Genomic DNA, 18,599 nt, shown 5'->3' with positions numbered 1-18,599 from the left:
TCGTCATTAATGCGGTCGGAAACGCAAAGAGCATCGAACCGACCGCGGGGCGAAAGATCTTGGCGGTAAAAGCCTTTTTGCGCCATAAAAAGCATAATCCCATAATAAAGGTGACCGTGTTAAAGGTGCATTCTCCGACCGCGAGCGCGTAGACGCCGATATAACGCGGTAAAATCAAGATCTCGGCGATCAATAGGGCGGCGGCGATCACGAATGCGAAAAAGACCTTTTTCTCTTCTCCGAGCGAATTTAACGTCGTGTTGATGAGCCCGGACAAAGCGGCGGGGATCATCATTCCAGAAGCGGCGGAAATGAATTTGCCCGCGCCGGCGTCCTTAAAAAGGATCAAGCCGTAGCTTTCGCCGAGCGTTATGAAAAGCGCGTAAAACAGGACGGTAAGGATGAAAATGAAGATGATCGAATCGTCCACGCGCGTCCGAAGTTCTTTCCAGTTGTTTTTGGCGGCGAGGGCGGCAGCCTCGGGCAGAATGACGACGGATAACGCTCCCGTCAGCGACAAGGGCGCAAACAGCAGGGAAAACGCCATACTGACCGCTCTTCCGTACTCCGCCGCGGCTTCTCCCGCCGTTAAGCCCGTTCGGACGAGCGCGGCGGGCAATGCGATCGCGATAAAGGACGAGATCAGCCCCGAGGCGATCCGCATAACGGTAACGGGCGCGCTTGCTTTAACGAGTTCTTTCGTTCCCTTGGGCTTCCCGAATCTTCCTCCACGCGCGAAATACAGGATCAAAAGGATCGCGAGGACGGCGTAATCGGTGACGGTAAACGCGATCGCAAGCGCGACGCTTTCGGAAAGGATGACGAAGGCGTTCGATAAAAAGGTCAGGCAAACGACGATCTTGATGATCTCTTCCGAAAACTCCGTTAAACTGTATTCGAGATATCGCCCGCGCCCCATCAGATAGCCGCGGAAGATTTGATAAAGAACGGTGCTGAATAAGGCGGGCAAAATGATGTAAAAGATCTTGACGCTTCGTCCGTCCGAAAACGCGGCGGCGATTCTTCCACGGAAAAGGATCGCGCCGAGGGTCAGAAGAAAGGCGATCCCCAAGGAAAAAAGTGTGGCTCCCGTAACCGCGGCGGCGATCTCTTTTTCTTTCTTTCCGACTGCCGAAAGCTCCGCCGTTTTGCGGGAAAGCATCAGAGGCACGCCCGAAGAAGCAATCGTGCAAAATAGCCCGAAAACCGAGGTCGCCATTTGAAATAATCCGAGGACTTCCGCGCCGACTTTTCTTGACAAAAAGATCTTGAAGAAAAAGGACGTCAGGCGCGTCAGAATGGAAAAGAGCATGATAAAGAGCGTGCTTCGTCGGATGGATCGCATAGTTTCTCCCGTGTGATTTGATAGCGTTATAATATATGGAGAAACAAGTCGAAATATAAGCGATGATCGGACAAGAAAAAACCCCGTGCGTGAACACGGGGTTTTTGTCGTTTCAAAGGGTTAGTCTTTGAATTCGTCGCGAGCGGTGCCGGACTTGGATTCGGAAGCTTCCTCGTCCTTCTTCTTCGCGTTCCTGTCGTAAGAAACGTTGCCCTTGATCGGCGAGGAGCCTTTCTTCGGACGATACTTTCTGACGAGCCAGACCACGATGACCGCGATCAAGACCGCCGCGATCGCGATGGACGTGATGTAGGTCCAAAGCAGGGTGGTGTTGAGCTTCTTCCTGTCGCCGTCGTCGGTCTTGTTTTCGTCGTCCTTGTTATCGTCGGTTTCAGCCGGTTTTTCGAGGACGATGACGCTGTTCGCAAGGCGGAACTCTTTGTTCGCCGCGGTTTGGATCTCCTTGCCGTTTTCATCCTTCTTGACGTTGCCGTTCTCGTCCTTCTCGTAATCGCTGTAAAGGGCGGTCAGGGTGTTGTACTCGTCTTCGGAGATCTTCGCCATGCTGACGTTGTCGATGAAGAGGTAGCCTTGGAGTTTTCCGTCGTCGGTGTTCTCACCGAGCGTGAATTTGAAGTATGCGCCGCTGACGGAAGAATCCTTTTCGTTCTTGATGAAGAAGTTTACTTTCTTCCAGCCGCCGAGCGACTCTTTCCCGTCGCCTGCATAGGTGCTCGTGTTGACGGGGATCGTGTAGGTTTGATCGTCCACCGTGACGACGACTTTCGCTTTCTTATCCGCTCCGAGATACGCCGTGCGGACGTAAGCGGAGAATTGATAGTAAGTCGCGCTGTCGAGCGTCAGGGAAGAGGATTGATAGGTGTAGTAGTTCGCGTCGCGGTTGTTGATGATGAGCAGGTAGTTGCCGACCGTCGCGCCGTCTTCCATTCCTTGGGAAGTGAAGATCTCGCTCGCGGAAAGCGCGCTGCCTTCTTTGATGACTTTTTCGGTCGTCTCGTTACCGGATTCGTCCGTTCCTTTCTTTTCTTCATAGATGCCGAGAGTGGATTTTCCGTCCGTGTCGGTGTATTTGAAGTTATTTTCGGAAATGACGCCGGTCACCTGCGCGTCGGAATTCGTGTAGCCCGAGGAGGAAGAACCGGAACCGGAGAAGCCGGAGGGCTTAACGGCGGTGTCTTTCGCGGAAGAGCTGTCGAAAGTAACGGTCGTAAATTTCGCGGTTTCGGTGCTGTCTTTCTCCGAAGCCTCTTTGAATTCGTCTTCGGTCATAGAGACGTAGGAGAAGCTGTCGAGGAGAAGGGTGCCGCTGTACGTCGCGGTCGTGTTGCCTTTTTGTCCGTAATAGATCTCGAAATAAGCGGTAACGGAAGAAAGACCGGTGTTAACGACGAAGACGTACTCGACCCAACCGTCGGTGTTTTTGACGGTATAAGAGGGCGCGTAGGTATCGGTGGAACTCGTCGTGAGGTAGATCTCGCCGATCGCTCCGTTCAAGACCTTCGCATAGCACTTCATAAGGTAGTAAGAGTTCGCGCTGAGGGAGATCGAAGTGCTCTTGACCGCCGCGGTATTCGTTACGCTGCTGTCCGCGAGGGAGATCGTCGCCGCGCCGCGCGAAGTGATCATAAGAAGGTTCGGAGATCCGAAGGTGACGGGCTTCGCTTTGGTCTCGTCCAAAGAAGAGGAAGCCCAGTTGTTGAAGATGTCGTTTTTCGTCAGGTTGAACTGCGCAAGGTATTCGGCAGTCGCGTTGACGTTGATCGCGCCCGCGATGAGGTTGTTGACCTTGACTTTGTCTTCGTTTCCGTCTTTGTCGATCTTTTGGTCGATCTCGGAAGTTCCGTAAGATTCGTCGACGTTATTCGTCCAATCGGAAAGGACGCCGGTGTAGAAACCTTCGTTTCCGAATTCGTCGAGGTATTTGACCATACCCGTGTCTTGGTCGATCTCGGTTTTGGAGAGGTTATAGGAGTTGAAGTTCGCGTTCGTAAAGGTCGCGTCGTTCTCCGCGAAGCTCTTGGTGTTCAGATACGTGTCGCTCGAAGCTTTGTTGTACTCGGTGTAGGTGATCTGCTCCATATTGATATTCGCGATCAGGTATCCGCCTTTCTTATAGGAAGCGGGATCGTACGCCGTTCCGCTGCCGTAAGAGATCTCGACGCGCAGGAATTTGCTGTTGGTCGCCGCGTCCGCAAGGTCGGCGTTCGCGCCTTGGATATAGAAGGAGTACTCTGCGTAATCGTTCGTAAGCTCGTTGTCGTAATCTTTGGTGTTGACGGAGAAGCTGGAAGCGGCGGTGCCTTCTTTATCGACGAGTTTTACGGAGACGTTGTCTTCCGCTCCGAGACCGAAGGTCTTGATCCAAACGGAAAGTCTGTAATGCAGGTTCTGTTTGATCTCGACGTAGTCGGTCATATTCATCGAGTACGCCGTCGGGATCGTGTTGTTGACGATCAAAACCGGCGCGAGAGCGTAGGGGTAGGAGGGGTTGAAGTCGATCCCGTATTTCGCTTTCGCTTCCGAGGTCCATTCCTCGGCGTCAAGCTCGGCTTTGGAGATGACTTTGACGATCACGTCGCCGTCTTTTTGTCTGACGTTGTCGACGGTCTTGAATTCGTATCCGGTCGGAAGTCCGTTCGCGTCGAGCGTTTCGAAGTTGCAGTTGTTGACGAGGTTGTCGTTTACGGAGACGAGGTCGACGACTTTGAGATAGGTTTGATATTTATCCGCGTTTTCGATCTTCGCGTTGTACTCGGAGATGAGGGAAGCGCGATTCGCTTCGGTCACGTTTTGGATCTTTTTGAGGACGAGCTTATCGAAATACGCGATGCCTTGCGTGAAGTTGTCTTTGTTTTCATCGTCGCCGATCCAAAGACCGATCGAGAATTCTTTCGAGCGGAATTGATTGCCGAAGATGTAGAAGACGACTTTCGCCCAGCCGTTATTCAAGGGCTGAGAAGTCGTGTTGATGTTCGCGATCTTATAGGTATCCGCGCCGGTCAGGACGACCATCGCGCCTTTCTTGCTGTAATCGGTGATGCTTTCGTCTTCATCGACGACGCATTTGACCCAGACGGAAAGCTCGTACAGGGAAGCGAGATCGACGAGGATCTTCGCGCTCGATTCATAGCCTGCGGCGGAGGGAGTGTAAGCGGTCGTGTCGCCGTCCGGTTTCGCGGCGGCTTTGACCAAAAGGACGTTCTTGTCTTCGCCTTCGGCGAACGCGGTGACGGAGGGGTTCGCGCCGAATTTATCCGCGTCCCAGCTCTCGTCGGCGGTGTTGACGATACCTCTCGTCAGATAGCTCGTCGGAGCGTCTTTGCCGTCTTTGGTCGCCCAGCCGTTCGGCGTGTAGGGCTTGGAAGAAGCGTAGTTATAGTTGTTGAACTCGCCGTCGGGTTGCGTCATGGAGACGAACTTCGTGTTCGTGAGTTCGGTGTTGCTTTCTGCGGCGAAATATTCGGAAGAGGTAATCTTCTTCGCGACGACTTCGTCAAAGAAGGCGTAACCTTTGACCTTCTTGTCCGAATAACCGAGCGCAAGCGTTACGGTGACGGACGCGGTCGCGGCGCGGGGCGCGGCGATATAGAAGGTGTAGGTCGTAAAGTCGGACGTCGGGGTGACGTCGGAGAAGGCGGAGAAACCGTTATCGGAAGAAACGCGGATCGTCGCGCCGCCTCCTTCCACGCTCGCGACCTTCGCTTTGACGGAAACCGTGTAATATGCGGCGGTCGCCGTGGAGAAGGATGCGGTGTAGCCGTAAACGTTCGCCGTCTTGTTATAGATCAAAAGGAGATTGTTGTCGGTGATCGTCCCGTAGGGGTTGGCGAGCGAGTCCCATTTCTCTTTCGCTTTGTCGTAATTCTTTCCGGCGTTGATGATACCGGAAACCGTTTCGGACGAATTCGTTGCGGAAGTGGTGTAACCGGTCCAACTCGAAACGGAGTAGGGCATTGTCTTGTTGGTGGTCGTCGCGGTTTCGAAATCGCCGTTGGTAACGAGCGAAGTGAAATCGTTTTCTTTCTTTTCATCTTCGGTTACGTTCTTATCGGACGAACATGCGAAGGCGGTCAGAACGATCGCGAAAGAAAGCATGACGACGAGTAGGGTAAGGATCCATTTCAAAGTAGTCTTTTCCATTTAATCATCTCCGATTAAAATTTTGTACTTTTCTATTTTAATATATAATAGACTTTTTAGCAATTACTTTTTTTATTAAGTTTACATTATATTTTCGCGCGCGAGATCGGTCTCGACGAGGATGGACGGCCGATTCGAAGGATCTCCCGCGAAAGGATGGGCTTGAGCTCTGTTTTTCTTTTGCGAGCGTTTGAGAAAATCCTCTCGGCGCATACTACGGATATGCCGGAAGAATCGTTTTTCTTTAAGTCGATCAAGCGCGTTTTCGCTTTCGTCCTTTCTTTCTCTGCGGGACTTTTGAACGGATGGTTCGGAGCGGGCGGGGGAATGCTCGTCGTCCCCGCGCTGACCTCGTTTTGCGGGGTGGACAGAAGATCCGCTCACGCCACCGCGATCGCCGTCGTCCTGCCTTTATCGATCCTTTCCGCGGTCTTGTATACGATCGGCGGAAAGTACTCTTTCGGATCCGCTTCTTTCGTCGGGATCGGAGTTTTGCTCGGAGGTGTAATCGGCGCGACGCTACTGAAACGCATCCCGACCGAAGTATTGACCGTCGTTTTCTATGGGATCATGATCTACGCGGGCGTTCGGACGGTTCTCCGATGACGCCCGATGCTTCTTTCTTTTTGCTCCTTGCGGGGGTCGCGGGCGGCGTCCTCGGAGGTATGGGGCTCGGCGGGGGAACGCTTCTGATCCCTCTTTTGACGATCGGACTCGGCATGAATCCGGAGCTTGCGGCGTGGCTGAATCTCGTGACGTTCGTCCCGATGTCCGTCGCCGCGCTGATCGTCCATTCGAAAAACGGACTCGTCTCTTTGAAAGACGCTCTCTTCCTCTTGATCCCCGCGCTTGCGGGCGCAGTTACGGGGAGTTTGTTTTTGCGTGGGATAGGCGGAAAATTCGGGAGGAATTCTTTCGGATGGTTTTTGATCGCGCTCGGTTCGGTTTCCCTCTTTTGCGCTCTTGTAAAGCGGCTTCGCGGTAAAGAATAAAGCATCCTTTTATTATTCAACAAATCTATTATTCCATTTGTCTGTTTTTGTAAAAATTCTAACGAAAATTGTAAAAATTTCATATTTCGGGCTTTACAACGCGCGCGGGTCCGTGATATATTTATAAAGAACTATGTTATATAAGGAGCTAACATTATATTTTGAAACTATCTTTTAAGCGCGGCGTTCATCCCGCCGGCAATAAAGAGATCGCAAAAGATAAGCGTTTGGCGGAGTTTCCGACTCCCACCGAAGTTTCCGTTCCTTTGTCTCAGCATATCGGAGCGCCTGCGACTCCCGTCGTGGAGATAGGCTCGAAGGTGAAAGCGGGGACGTTGATCGGGAAAGCGTCAAGTTTCGTTTCCGCAAACGTTTATTCTTCCGTAAGCGGCGTAGTAAAAGCGATCGAAAAGAAGCGCACCGCGATCGGGTCGTTTTGCGATCACGTCGTCATTGAGAACGACGGTTTTTATGAAGAAGAATTTTTACCCGCTCTCGCCGATCCGACTTCGGACGAGATCAAAACCCGCGTGAAGGAAGCGGGCATCGTCGGTATGGGCGGCGCGACTTTCCCGACGCACGTTAAGCTTTCTCCGAAAACTCCCGTCGACGTCTTGATCATCAACGCCGCGGAGTGCGAGCCGTATATCACCTGCGATTACAGGCTTTGCTTAGAGCGCCCGACTGAAATTATGAAGGGCGTCGAATATTTGATGACTGCGCTCGGCGTAAAAACCGCGTATATCGGCGTCGAGGATAATAAGCCGGATGCGGTTTCGTCGCTTTCCGCCGTCGCCCCCGATTCGATCCGCGTTTGCTCGTTGAAGACCAAATATCCGCAGGGCGCGGAAAAGCAGTTGATCTTCGCTTTGACCGGCAGAGTCGTCCCCGAAGGCGCGCTTCCGTCGGACGTCGGAGCCGTCGTGGATAACGTACATACCGCGTTTTCGGTCTATGAAGCCGTCGCGCTCGGAAAACCGAGTTATATGCGCGCGATGACGATCTCCGGAAAGGCTTGCGTGCATCCCGGGAATTTTTGGGTCAGAAACGGCGTCTCTTATCAAGACGTCGCGGATTTTGCGGGTATGCTTCCCGAAACTATGAAAGTCATCAGCGGCGGCCCGATGATGGGCTTTGCCCAAACGGATCTTTCTCCTTCCACAGGGAAAGGAACTTCTTCGATCCTCTTTTTGAACGACGATGAGATTTCCGACGGGGACAAGCCGATCTCCGCTTGTATCAACTGCGCTTCCTGCGCGTCGCATTGTCCGATGCACTTGATGCCGATGTTTATCGAGCGTTCGGTCGAAGAAGAGGACGCGGCGAAGGCGAAGAGTCTCCACGCGATGAGCTGCCTCGAATGCGGCTGCTGTTCTTACGTTTGCCCCGCGTCCAGACCTCTCGTTCAAAGTATGCGTCGCGCGAAAAAGCTGATTCGCGAGAAGGGGGTGTGATATGAGTCGTTTTATCGTTTCTTCCTCTCCGCATATCGCGAATAAACGCACGGTCTCGGGCATTATGCTCGAAGTCTTGATCGCGCTCGTTCCCGCGGTGGTCGCTTCCGTCTGTTTCTTCGGATTTTACGCGCTTTTTCTCGAAATTCTTTCGATGGGCGCGGCGGTCGGCGCGGAGTGTTTGTTCAATTTGGCGTTAAAGAAAGAGCAGACTTATAAAGACTGTTCCGCGATGGTAACGGGGCTTTTGCTCGCTTTGAATCTTCCCGTTTCCGTTCCGTTTTACGTCCCGATCATCGGAAGCGCGTTTGCGATCGTCTTCGTAAAGATGCTGTTCGGCGGGATCGGAAAGAACTTCGCGAACCCGGCGATCGCGGGAAGAATTTTCCTCTTGCTCGCGTGGGCTTCCTTTATGACTCATTTCGTAAAACCGATCGTTTGGGGCGATAACGAAGCCTTTAAGTATTTCGCTTGCATTTTGAAAGGGCAAGACGGGCTGAAAGAAGTCGCCGCGGTAACGACGGCGACGCCGCTGTCTTCTCTCCGCACGAGCGTCGAATACGCAAAAGATCTCCCGATTCTTTCGATGTTTTTAGGGAAGACGGGCGGTTCGCTCGGCGAAACGAGCGCGCTTGCGCTCTTGATCGGCGGCGCGTATCTGATCGTCCGCAGAATCATCGATTGGCGCGTCCCCGTCACCTTTATCGGGACGGTCGCTTTGTTCGCTTTGATCTACGGCGCGGCGAAAGGAAACGCGGGCGCGTTTATCCTTCCTTCCGTCCTCGGGGGCGGTTTGTTCCTCGGCGCTTTCTTTATGGCGACCGATTACGCGACCACGCCGAATACCAAGTGGGGGCTCGTCGTCTTTGCGTTCGGTTGCGGTTTGATCACGTCTTTGATCCGTTTCTTCGGCAACTATCCCGAAGGCGTTTCCTTCGCGATCCTTTTGATGAATATCTGCACTCCGCTGATCGATAAAGCGATCAAGCCCCGTCCGTTCGGCGCGGTGAAAGTGAAGAAAGAAGGAGGCGCGAAATGAAAACGAGAAGTATAGGCTACGAAATTTTTAAGATTGCTCTCGTTCTCGTCGTCATCGCGGGAATCGCCGGCGCGCTCCTCGGCCTCGTAAATCATTTTACGAAGGTGGACGCGGAAGAGCTCGTCGCGAGGAAAGCGACGGCGGTTTATAACGGCGATCTCAAAAAGTTCCCGTTGAGAGAGGGAATCGGGCAGGAGATCCGCTTCGAAGGCGGAAATGTCTTCGCGGTGTACGTCCCGAAAGATCCCGCTGTAACGGACGTTTTCGTCCTTTGCGCGGAAGGCGAGGGAGCGTATAAAGGCACCTTGCAACTCTTGATCAATATCACGGGCGGCAAGATCGCGAAGATCGCGAAATATGAAGCGAACGAGACTCCGGGTCTCGGAAGCAAAGCGTTGGAAGAGAGTTATTTCAAGCAGTTTTACGGCGCGCCGATCACGGCGGATTTCGAGGGATTCAAGCTCGTCAAATCCTCGCCCGCCGGCAGCGGCGAAGTCAAAGCGGTCAGCGGCGCGAGCAAATCGAGCACGGCGGTAACGAACGCCGTCAACGCCGCGGCTTTATGGTATAAAACGGTGATACTCAAAGGGGGCGCAAAATGAAAAGCAAAAAACTCGGCATTTTGACAAACGGCGTCGTTAAGAGTAATCCGACGTTTAGGCTCGTCCTCGGGACCTGTCCGACCCTCGCCGTGACGACGCAGGCGATCAACGGTCTTGCGATGGGCGCGGCGGTTACGTTCGTCCTCTTATGCTCCAACGTTATGATTTCCCTTTTGAAGAACGTGATCCCCGATCGCGTCAGGATTCCCGCGTACGTCGTCATTATCGCGACGTTCGTTACGGTCGTCCAAATGGTTATGCAAAAATTCCTTCCGTCGTTATACGACGCGCTCGGCGTTTTCCTGCCGCTTATCGTCGTTAACTGCATTATTTTGGCGCGCGCGGAGGCTTTCGCTTCCTGCAATCCCGTTTTGGACAGCGCGCTCGACGGAATCGGTATGGGCTTCGGCTTTACGCTGAGTCTGACCTTTATCGGCATCGTTCGCGAACTGCTCGGCGCAGGCTCGTTCTTCAATCTTCCGATCGGGTCTCTCGGCAACGTCTCGATGACGGTCTTTATTCTCCCCGCGGGCGGCTTCCTCGTCTACGGGACTTTGATGGCGCTCGTCAATTTCCTGACGCGCCTTGCGGAAAACAGGAAGTACGAAAAGACGGAGCGTGCGGCTTCGCCAGAGAAGGAGGCGTGATATGAATCTGTATTTTACGATCATCGTCGGTTCCGTCTTCGTCAATAACTTCGTTTTGAGTCAGTTCCTCGGGATCTGCCCCTTCCTCGGCGTCTCGAAAAAGACGAATACCGCGCTCGGCATGGGTTTTGCGGTCATCTTCGTTATGTCGCTCGCGTCGGTGTTTACCTATATCGTGAACGAGTTCGTCCTCTTGAAACTGCATCTCGAATATATGCAGACGATCGCCTTTATTTTGATCATCGCCGCGCTCGTGCAGTCGGTCGAGATCGTCATCAAAAAATTCAGTCCGTCGCTTTACAGCGCGCTCGGCGTCTATCTCCCTTTGATAACGACGAACTGCGCCGTTCTCGGCGTCGCGATCTTGAACGTTCAAAAGGCGTATAACCTCCTGCAATCCTTCCTGAACGGATTCTTTGCGGGCGTCGGTTTTACGCTTGCGATCGTCCTTCTCGCGGGTGTGCGCGAGAGGATCAACCCCAAAAACGTCCCCGAATCCTTCCGCGGTTTCCCGATCACTTTGATCGCCGCCGCGCTTCTCAGTATGGGATTCAGCGCGTTCTCGGGTATGTTCGGGATTTCATAAGGAGGGCGGAAAGATGATATTGATGGCTACGAAATTATATCTTGCGATTTTGATTCCCGCTCTCGTGCTTGTCGTCATAGCGTTGATCTTTGCGATCGTGCTCGCGTTCCTCGGGAAGAAACTCGAAGTCAAGCGCGATGAAAAGATCGTCAAGGTCGAATCGCTCTTGTCCGGCGCGAACTGCGGAGGTTGCGGCTATGCGGGATGCAGCGCGTTTGCGGAAGCTTTATGCAACGGAAAGGCGGATCTTTCTTCCTGCAACGCGACGAGCAAGGCGAATAAAGACCGGATCGCCGCGATCCTCGGAACGGTAAACGAGGGGGAAGAGATGTCCTTCGTCGTCTGCTGCAACGGCGGAAGCGATTGCGAGGATAAATACGATTATCACGGTTACGGCGACTGCGCTTCGATGGAAATGCTCGCGGGCGGCAGAAAGGCTTGTCCCGTCGGTTGTATGGGCGCGGGAACCTGCGTCAAGCATTGCGATCATCACGCGTGTGATATCGTCGAAAAGGGCTACGCGCGGATCAACGACCGGCGCTGCACGCTCTGCTCGAAATGCGCGAAATCCTGTCCGAAAGGATTGATCAAAAAGGTACCGGCGCGCGCCAAAGTGTACGTCGCCTGCTCCAATCACGCGAAAGGAAAAGAAGTTCGTTCGTATTGCAAGTCAGGCTGTATCGGGTGCGGCCTGTGCGCGAGGAATTGCCCGAACGGCGCGATCACGGTCGTCGATAACCTTGCCGTGATCGATTATGCGAAATGCACGGGGTGCGGCGTTTGCGCGTCGAAATGCCCCTCGAAGTGTATCAAAACCAGATAAACAGGTTCAATTGTTAAAAGTCAGAGCAAGAAAGGAGAAATGGATATGGAAAAAATAGCGATCATCGATTTGGGTTCGAACACGGCGCGTCTCGTCCTCGTTAACATCTTGGAAGGCGGTTATTTCTACGTGTTTGACGAGCTCAAAGAGTACGTCAGGCTCGGGCAGGATATGGAAATGGACGGATTCTTGCGCCCCGCAAGGATCGAGCAAACGAAAAAAACGCTCCAAATGTTCCGTAGATTCTGCGATTCGAACGGCGTTGAAAAAATCTTCGCTTACGCGACGGCGGCGGTTCGTCGCGCGAAAAACCAAAAGAGTTTCCTCGAAGAGGTGTCCGTGACCTGCGGGATCAAATTGCGCGTCCTCAGCGCGGCGGAAGAAGGGCAGTTCATCTACACGGGCGTCATCAACTCGATGGATATTCCGAAAGGTCTTATCGTCGATATCGGCGGCGGCAGCACGAAGATCGTGTATTACAACAGGAAGACGATCTTGGAGCAAGCGGCGCTTCCGTTCGGCGCGGTCACTTTGACCGATATGTTCAAAGGGCAAGATCTTCTCCCCGAAGAAAGGACGGAGAAGATCGAAGCGTACGTTCGCTCTCATATCGAGGAGCTCGAATGGCTCAAAGAATTGGATCCCGACACCCGTTTGATCGGCGTCGGCGGTTCCATTCGTAACCTCGGAAAAATCAGCAGAAGGTTGAAAAAATATCCGTTGAACGTCGCGCACGAGTATCACGTCGAGGCGGGTGAGTTCAAGACGATCTTCGACACGATCAAGACGCTTCCGTTGGATCGCACGATGAAGATCAAAGGTCTCAGCACTTTCCGCGCGGATATTTTCCCGAGCGCGCTTGCGATCGTCGATCCGATCCTCGATATTTGCGGGTTTGATCAAATCGTCATCAGCGGATCGGGTATGCGCGAAGGCGCGATGTTTAAGTACGCCGTTCCGACCGTCTCCGAAAAGCCGATCTCGGACGTCCTCGGGTACAGCTTAAACACCCTCGTTCGCCAATTCAACCTGAACGAAGATCACGTCCATCACATTATGGATCTTTCGATGCAGATCTTCAAGCAGCTCAAAGTCCTGCATAAACTTCCGCGTTTGTACGTCCGCGTGCTTCGCGCCGCCGCGATGCTTCACGACGCGGGATCTACGATCAAGTTCTACGATCACCACAAGCATTCCGCTTATATCATTTTGAACAGTCGTATTTACGGGCTTTCGCATAAGGAGATCGTGATGGCGGCGTTCGTCGCGTCCGCGCATAAGGACGGCGTCCCTCTTATGGAAGAGATGGCGAAGTATCACAGCCTTTTGACCGAGGAAGACGTGGCGGCTGTCAAGAAACTCGGCTTGATCTTGAAGATCGCCGAAAGCTTCGACAGAAGTATGAGCGGCATCATCACGGGCATTACCTGCGACGTCCTCGGAGACAGCGTCATTATGAAGACGATCACCGAATCTCATACCGATTGTTCTCTCGAAATCTCCGACGCGTTGAACTGCCGCAACGAATTCAAAGCCTCTTACGGAAAGAATCTCGAAATCCTTTGATCGAATTCGTTTTATCCCGTAAAGAAAAACGCCTGCCGAACGTTCGGCAGGCGTTTTTTCGTCCGTTCGCGGATCAGCGTTCGACGCGGAAATAGGAAACGGCGGTGTACCAATGATAGCTGTATTTGAATTGCAGGATAATGACATTATAATCCCGATCGACGAAATTCATTTTTACGTCGCCTTTTTCCGAGCGAAGGGTCGCGGTGTTGTACGTTTCCGTTCGGAACCAAAGCGTAGCGGGTTCGATCGGGAAACGCGGCGCGCCGATAGCGGAAAGATCGTGGATCTCGATCAGAGAATAATCGTCGTTTAGAAACATATATTCGACGGAAAGCATCGCCGCGTCGTCCGGTAAAGTAATGGGATAGACGGTTTTGAAGGGAAGGAGCGGCAACTTTTTCGCGTCGTCGCCATAGGGAAAAGCGTTGACGCCGGTTAATACTTCATCCGACGTAGTCTGAATGGGCGTAAGAACGGTGTACTCCGAGGCTTTCACGCCATCAACTTCGATGATCGGATAATCCTCCGGAAATGGATGGAATTGCGGTCGGGAGTCGAGCGCGCCGCTGAAATACAGCGCCAGTCCCGTGATCGTCAGCGCGACGAAAACTCCGATGACCGCGCAGGCGACGATCAGCAGCTTTTTGAACTTGAAGATCTTTCGATTTTTTTGAACGCTTTCGTTTTCGTTCTCGCGCAGTAACTCCGATTCTTCGACTTCGAAATATTCGCAAAGAAGATTCAAAGATTCTTTGCAGGGCAGACCGAGCCCGTTTTCCCATTTCGCGACCGCGCTTCGGCTGACGAAGATCGCGTCTGCGAGCTGTTGCTGCGAGACGTTTTTATCATTTCGATATTTTTTCAGTTTTTCCGAAAACTCCATAGCAGGTTTCTCCTTTCGTTTTTTTTCGGCGCCTTCGATCATATTATAGCGCATAACTCGAAAAATCGGTCGTTACTTTGCGTTTTTTCGTTTGTTACTTTGTTTTTACTGTCGTTACCCGCGTCGTTACTCTGCGATTTCGCTCCGTTACTCTCGGAAAACTTCGAAGTACGGATGGATTTTAGTCTTTTTCGATCGTGGATGAATTTCGGCGAAAACACGGCTGTTTTCCTCAAAAATAACCCGAAATCGCGGAAATGCAACCGATAGTTGCGAAAAAGCAAAGTGAAAGCGGTGGTAGTTTCCTCGGAATATGCTATAATGGAATCATCAAAAACAAGGAGAAAACAGATGAATCAAAGAACAGCCGACAGATTTGTGGAATTGAGAAAACACTTCGGTTATTCACAGGAAGAACTCGCGGACGCGATCGGCGTTTCGCGGCAGGCGGTCTCGAAATGGGAGCGGGGCGAAAGCTCGCCGGATACCGATAATTTGATCGAGCTCGCGCGCCTGTATCATATATCGTTGGACGAGCTAGTAAACGGAGACGCCGTTCCCGAAAAAAATATCGAAGACGTCAAGGTCGAAGAAGCGAAGAGCGAAGGAAAAACCTCGGAAGAGAATGCTTTCGTTTGGGAGGATGACGGCGCGCGCGTCGAGATCAAGGATAAGACCATCCTCGTCAAAAACGAGCAGGGTGAAGAAAAGGTTTACGAACGCGACGCGGTCGAAAAGAAACGCCTGAAAACGAATCGCAGGAGCGCGTTCGCGGGCGGATGCTTCGCGCTTCTCGCTTCGATCGCGTATTTGATCCTCGGTTTTACTCTGAAATTCGGAAACGGATGGCTTTGCGCTTGGCCGCTGTTTATCCTGATCCCGGTCGTCGCTTCGGTCGTCGTCTGCGTTTCGTATAAGAGAGTCGCCGCGTTTTGCTACCCGGCTCTTATCGCGGCGATCTATTGCTTTTTGGGCGTTACTTACGGTTTTTGGCATCCGCATTGGATTCTCTTTTTAACGGTTCCGATTTTCTATCTCGTGGCGGGGTTCATTGATCGCGCGACGCGCTCTCACGACTATGAAGCGATCGATAACGCGTATGACAAGAAAGAGGGAAGACATCGTTAAAATCGGCGCAACGGTTCGGTAAATCAAAAAGAAAAGGAAAGAATAAAAAGAAACGGCGAATCAAATTCGCCGCTTCTTTTTTACATTTGCATATTCGCGATTAAAGAACTCTGACTTTGAGCGCGCCTTTTGCGAGGGACGCGACTGCGTCGGCAGCGGGAGCGACGGCGACGTCCGCGATGACGTAGGTAACGTCGCCGCGTTTCGCGGAAGCGATTTGAGAAACACCGGTGAGGATCTTCGCCGCTTTTTCTTCCGCGTCCGTTTCCTTGGTCAGAAGGGTGACGCGCGCCGCGCCTTTGCGGGCGAGGGTGAGAGCGGGGCAGTTCACGCTGTTTTTGATATTGCCGTTTTCGATGAAATCTTTGAGTTCGGCGGAGGCCATGACCGCGCAGTTATCCTCCGCTTCGGGAGTCGAAGCGCCGAGGTGGGGGATCGTGATGATCTTATCGCTGACGCCGATGACCGCGGGAACGGGGAAATCGGTGACGTACTTTTTGACCTTGCCTTCTTCGAGAGCGGAGACCATCGCCGCATTGTCCACGAGCTCCGCGCGAGCACAGTTGATGACGCGCACGCCGCTCTTCATCTTCGCGATCGCGTCTTTATTGATCATGCCGCGGGTCGCGTCGTTAAAGGGAACGTGGATCGTGATGAAATCGCTGCTTTCGTAGATGTCGTCCAAAGAAGTCGTAAAGGCGATGGATTCGTCGATCGCTTTGGCTTTCGCTTCGGTGAAGAAGGGATCGTAGCCGACGACTTTCATTCCGAGAGCGATCGCTGCTTTGGAAACGAGCGCGCCGATCGCGCCGAGACCGATGACGCCGAGGGTCTTTCCGAAAATTTCGGGACCGACGAACGCTTTCTTGCCGCTTTCGACTTGCTTCGCCGCGTCTTCTTTTCCTTTCAAACCGCCCGCAAAGGCGACGCCGCCGAGAACGTCGCGGCAGGAGAGAAGAAGCGCGAGGACGACGAGCTCTTTGACCGCGTTCGCGTTTGCGCCCGGGGTATTGAAGACGACGACGCCGTTATCCGTCATTTTGGGAAGGGGAATATTGTTGACGCCTGCGCCTGCGCGCGCAACCGCGACGAGAGAGGGATTGATCTCATACTCGTGCATCGCCGCGCTGCGAACGAGGATGCCGACGGGATCCGCCGCGTCGTCCGAAACGCGATAAGCGTCTTTTTTCAAATTGTCGTAAATTAAATCGCTGATGGGGTTCAGTTTCTTGATCTCGTTCATAGTTTTCTCCTTATGCGTTTTCGAGCTCGAATTTCTTCATGAACTCGATGAGCGCCTTAACGCCTTCCACGGGCATTGCGTTGTAAATCGAAGCTCTCATACCGCCGACGAGTCTGTGACCTTTGATGGAGACGAGACCGTTGTTTGCCGCTTCTTTGACGAACTTCGCGTCGAGCTCTTCGGAACCGGTAACGAAAGGAACGTTCATGATCGAGCGATCTTCTTTGTTGACGTAGTTCTTATAAAGCTTGCTGTTGTCGATGAAATCGTAAAGCATCGCGGCTTTTTCTTCGTTGATCTTGTTAATCGCGGAGATACCGCCCATCGCTTTGATGTGGCGGAGGGTCAGCATCGCGATATAGATGCTGAATGCCGGCGGGGTGTTGTAAAGGCTGTTCTTGTCCGCTTGCGTCTTGTAGGCGAGCATCGTCGGGCAGATCGGAAGCTCTTTTCCGATGAGATCCTTTTTGACGATGACGACGGTCAAGCCCGCCGCGCTGATGTTCTTTTGCGCGCCGGCGTAAAGAAGACCGAATTTGCTGACGTCGATGTCACGGCTCAAAATTTCGCTGCTGACGTCCGCGACGAGCGGGCACTCGGTCTCGGGGAATTCCTTCCATCTCGTTCCGAAGATCGTGTTGTTCGAAGTGATATGGACGTAGCTCGCGTCCTTCCTGAAAGAATCCTTCGTGACTTTCGGGATATAGGTGTAGGTCTTATCCTCGGAAGAAGCGGCGAGGCGAATGTCGCCGTATTTCTTCGCTTGCTTGTAAGCGAGGTTCGCAAAGTTACCGGTGACGACGTAATCGGCTTTTCCGGTCGCGGAGATGAGGTTCAGCGGAACCGCGTCGAACTGTTGACTCGCGCCGCCTTGGAGAAGAAGGACTTGGTAATCCTCGGGAACGTTCATAAGTTCGGCGAAGAGAGCGAGACACTCGGTATGGATCGCGTCGTAAACTTTGGCGCGGTGGCTCATTTCGGTTACGCTCATTCCGCTGTCGTTGTAGTTCAGAAACTCACTTTGCGCTTGCTTCAAAACGTCTTCGAAAAGCATAGAAGGGCCTGCGGAAAAATTGTAAACTCTCATATATAAATCTCCTTTTAGAGTTTTTTTATCGCTGTTATTTTACCTCTTTACAAGGTAAAAGGCAACTAAACGCCGAAACGTTTTGTTTACATTTTCCATAAAAATCGTTTATCGGCATTTATAGCGCGACTTATGCTCTCGAAATTCGTTCCGAGCGGGGCTCGAAATAAGAAAAAACTCCCTTCCGAGAAAGGGAGCGAAAGCGTTCAGACCGTCACCGCGGAGACGGAAGCGACGTGATAATTCGTCTCGTAATAGGATAGAAGCGTCCCGATGTCCGACCAGTAGCCGTTCATGACTTTCGCGTAGATCTGCCCCGCGAGTTTCGGGAAAACGTCTCTCGCGAAATCGCAAAAACCGTCGGGGATCTTTTTCAGGATCTCGTTGCGCATAACGTAGATCCCCGTGGACGCGATGCGGCTGATCGGTTCGCGAGGCTTTTCGATAAAAGAGCGGACTTTCCCCGCGCCGTTCAAAAGCATGACGCCGAACGCGGTCGGGTCCTTGACTTCGGCGGCGGCGATCGTCACGAGTTTTCCGTGGCTTTTATGAAAGGAGATCAGATCGGAAAGATCGAAATCGGTGAACGCGTCGCCCGAAATGACGAGGAAGTCGTCGTCGAACCCTTCCGCCGCGGCTTTTACGCCGCCCGCCGTCCCGAGCGGCTCTTTTTCGATCGAATAGCGAAGTTTGACGCCGAGGTCTTTTCCGTTGCCGAAGGTCTCCACGATCTTGCCCGCCATATAGCCGAGCGATAGGGAAATCTCGTAGATCCCGTGCTTTTTCAGCAGTTCGATGATGTATTGCAGGATCGGTTTGTCGATGATGGGCATAAGGGGTTTCGGGGTGTGGTCGGTTAAAGGCGCGAGGCGCGTTCCTTTTCCGCCCGCCATAATTACTGCTTTCATATCTTTCCTCCTTTGCGCGTAGTATGATCCCGACTTGATTTTTTATTCGCCGCGCCGCTTCCGTTTTCGTTCGCGCGAATCTTCTTCGATCTTCGTCCTTTCGATATTTTTCGCCGTTTTCGATCAAGGTTC

The 18,599-nt window shown here is 52.7% G+C and carries 16 protein-coding genes; 10 read left to right on the top strand and 6 right to left on the bottom strand.

The window, feature by feature from the left end:
- Both K5753_00725 and K5753_00720 read right to left on the bottom strand, forming a co-directional pair.
- Positions 1-1,345 (bottom strand): oligosaccharide flippase family protein (locus K5753_00725; protein MCR4725726.1); only part of this gene is annotated, 1,345 nt, incomplete at its 3' end.
- Positions 1,346-1,465: 120 nt separating this feature from the next.
- Complete coding sequence (locus K5753_00720; protein MCR4725725.1) at positions 1,466-5,506, bottom strand: hypothetical protein; 4,041 nt, start codon at positions 5,504-5,506, stop codon at positions 1,466-1,468.
- A gap of 222 nt (positions 5,507-5,728) precedes the next feature.
- Between K5753_00720 and K5753_00715 the strand changes: the two genes are divergently transcribed.
- From K5753_00715 to K5753_00675, 9 genes are all read left to right on the top strand, one after another.
- Entirely contained in the window at positions 5,729-6,112 is a 384-nt protein-coding gene (locus K5753_00715) for a sulfite exporter TauE/SafE family protein (protein ID MCR4725724.1), read from the top strand.
- Positions 6,109-6,498: a sulfite exporter TauE/SafE family protein gene (locus K5753_00710; protein MCR4725723.1), complete on the top strand. Its 390-nt coding sequence runs from the start codon at positions 6,109-6,111 to the stop codon at positions 6,496-6,498. Before K5753_00715 ends, K5753_00710 begins: the two co-directional genes overlap by 4 nt.
- A 161-nt stretch (positions 6,499-6,659) precedes the next feature.
- On the top strand, positions 6,660-7,952 hold the full coding sequence (gene rsxC / locus K5753_00705; GenBank protein ID MCR4725722.1) for an electron transport complex subunit RsxC: 1,293 nt from the start codon (positions 6,660-6,662) through the stop codon (positions 7,950-7,952).
- 1 nt (position 7,953) lies between these two features.
- On the top strand, positions 7,954-8,991 hold the full coding sequence (locus K5753_00700; GenBank protein MCR4725721.1) for an RnfABCDGE type electron transport complex subunit D: 1,038 nt from the start codon (positions 7,954-7,956) through the stop codon (positions 8,989-8,991).
- The gene (locus K5753_00695; GenBank protein MCR4725720.1) at positions 8,988-9,593 is read left to right on the top strand and encodes an FMN-binding protein; all 606 of its coding nucleotides are present in this window, start codon (positions 8,988-8,990) and stop codon (positions 9,591-9,593) included. Before K5753_00700 ends, K5753_00695 begins: the two co-directional genes overlap by 4 nt.
- Positions 9,590-10,240 carry an electron transport complex subunit E gene (locus K5753_00690; GenBank protein MCR4725719.1) on the top strand — a complete coding sequence of 217 codons (651 nt, stop codon included), beginning with the start codon at positions 9,590-9,592 and terminating at the stop codon, positions 10,238-10,240. The genes K5753_00695 and K5753_00690 overlap by 4 nt, the downstream gene beginning before the upstream one ends.
- A 1-nt stretch (position 10,241) precedes the next feature.
- Entirely contained in the window at positions 10,242-10,826 is a 585-nt protein-coding gene (rsxA, locus tag K5753_00685; protein MCR4725718.1) for an electron transport complex subunit RsxA, read from the top strand.
- Positions 10,827-10,848: 22 nt separating this feature from the next.
- Positions 10,849-11,649 carry an RnfABCDGE type electron transport complex subunit B gene (locus K5753_00680; protein ID MCR4725717.1) on the top strand — a complete coding sequence of 267 codons (801 nt, stop codon included), beginning with the start codon at positions 10,849-10,851 and terminating at the stop codon, positions 11,647-11,649.
- Between the two features lie 45 nt (positions 11,650-11,694).
- Entirely contained in the window at positions 11,695-13,215 is a 1,521-nt protein-coding gene (locus K5753_00675; protein ID MCR4725716.1) for a Ppx/GppA family phosphatase, read from the top strand.
- A gap of 73 nt (positions 13,216-13,288) precedes the next feature.
- Here K5753_00675 and K5753_00670 read toward each other — a convergent pair whose 3' ends face one another.
- A complete protein-coding gene (locus K5753_00670; protein MCR4725715.1) occupies positions 13,289-14,101 on the bottom strand; it encodes a helix-turn-helix domain-containing protein in 813 nt (270 codons plus the stop codon).
- Positions 14,102-14,452: 351 nt separating this feature from the next.
- On the opposite strand from K5753_00670, the gene K5753_00665 reads away from it, so the two are divergent.
- Positions 14,453-15,229, top strand: coding sequence for a helix-turn-helix domain-containing protein (locus K5753_00665; protein MCR4725714.1), 777 nt, complete (start codon positions 14,453-14,455; stop codon positions 15,227-15,229).
- Between the two features lie 100 nt (positions 15,230-15,329).
- On the opposite strand, the gene K5753_00660 is transcribed toward K5753_00665, so the two are convergent.
- The 3 genes from K5753_00660 to K5753_00650 all read right to left on the bottom strand — a co-directional run bounded on the left by K5753_00660 (position 15,330) and on the right by K5753_00650 (position 18,467).
- The gene (locus K5753_00660) at positions 15,330-16,472 is read right to left on the bottom strand and encodes a 3-phosphoglycerate dehydrogenase (protein ID MCR4725713.1); all 1,143 of its coding nucleotides are present in this window, start codon (positions 16,470-16,472) and stop codon (positions 15,330-15,332) included.
- A 10-nt stretch (positions 16,473-16,482) separates the two neighbouring features.
- Positions 16,483-17,559, bottom strand: a complete 1,077-nt coding sequence (serC, locus tag K5753_00655; protein ID MCR4725712.1) for a 3-phosphoserine/phosphohydroxythreonine transaminase — start codon at positions 17,557-17,559, stop codon at positions 16,483-16,485.
- Positions 17,560-17,765: 206 nt separating this feature from the next.
- Complete coding sequence (locus K5753_00650) at positions 17,766-18,467, bottom strand: nucleotidyltransferase family protein (GenBank protein ID MCR4725711.1); 702 nt, start codon at positions 18,465-18,467, stop codon at positions 17,766-17,768.
- Positions 18,468-18,599: the final 132 nt, after the last annotated feature.

The organism is Clostridia bacterium (assembly GCA_024685775.1).
In the GTDB taxonomy this organism is placed as follows: Bacteria; Bacillota; Clostridia; order Christensenellales; family CAG-1252; genus CAG-1252.
This window is presented reverse-complemented; position numbering and strand designations above follow the sequence as displayed.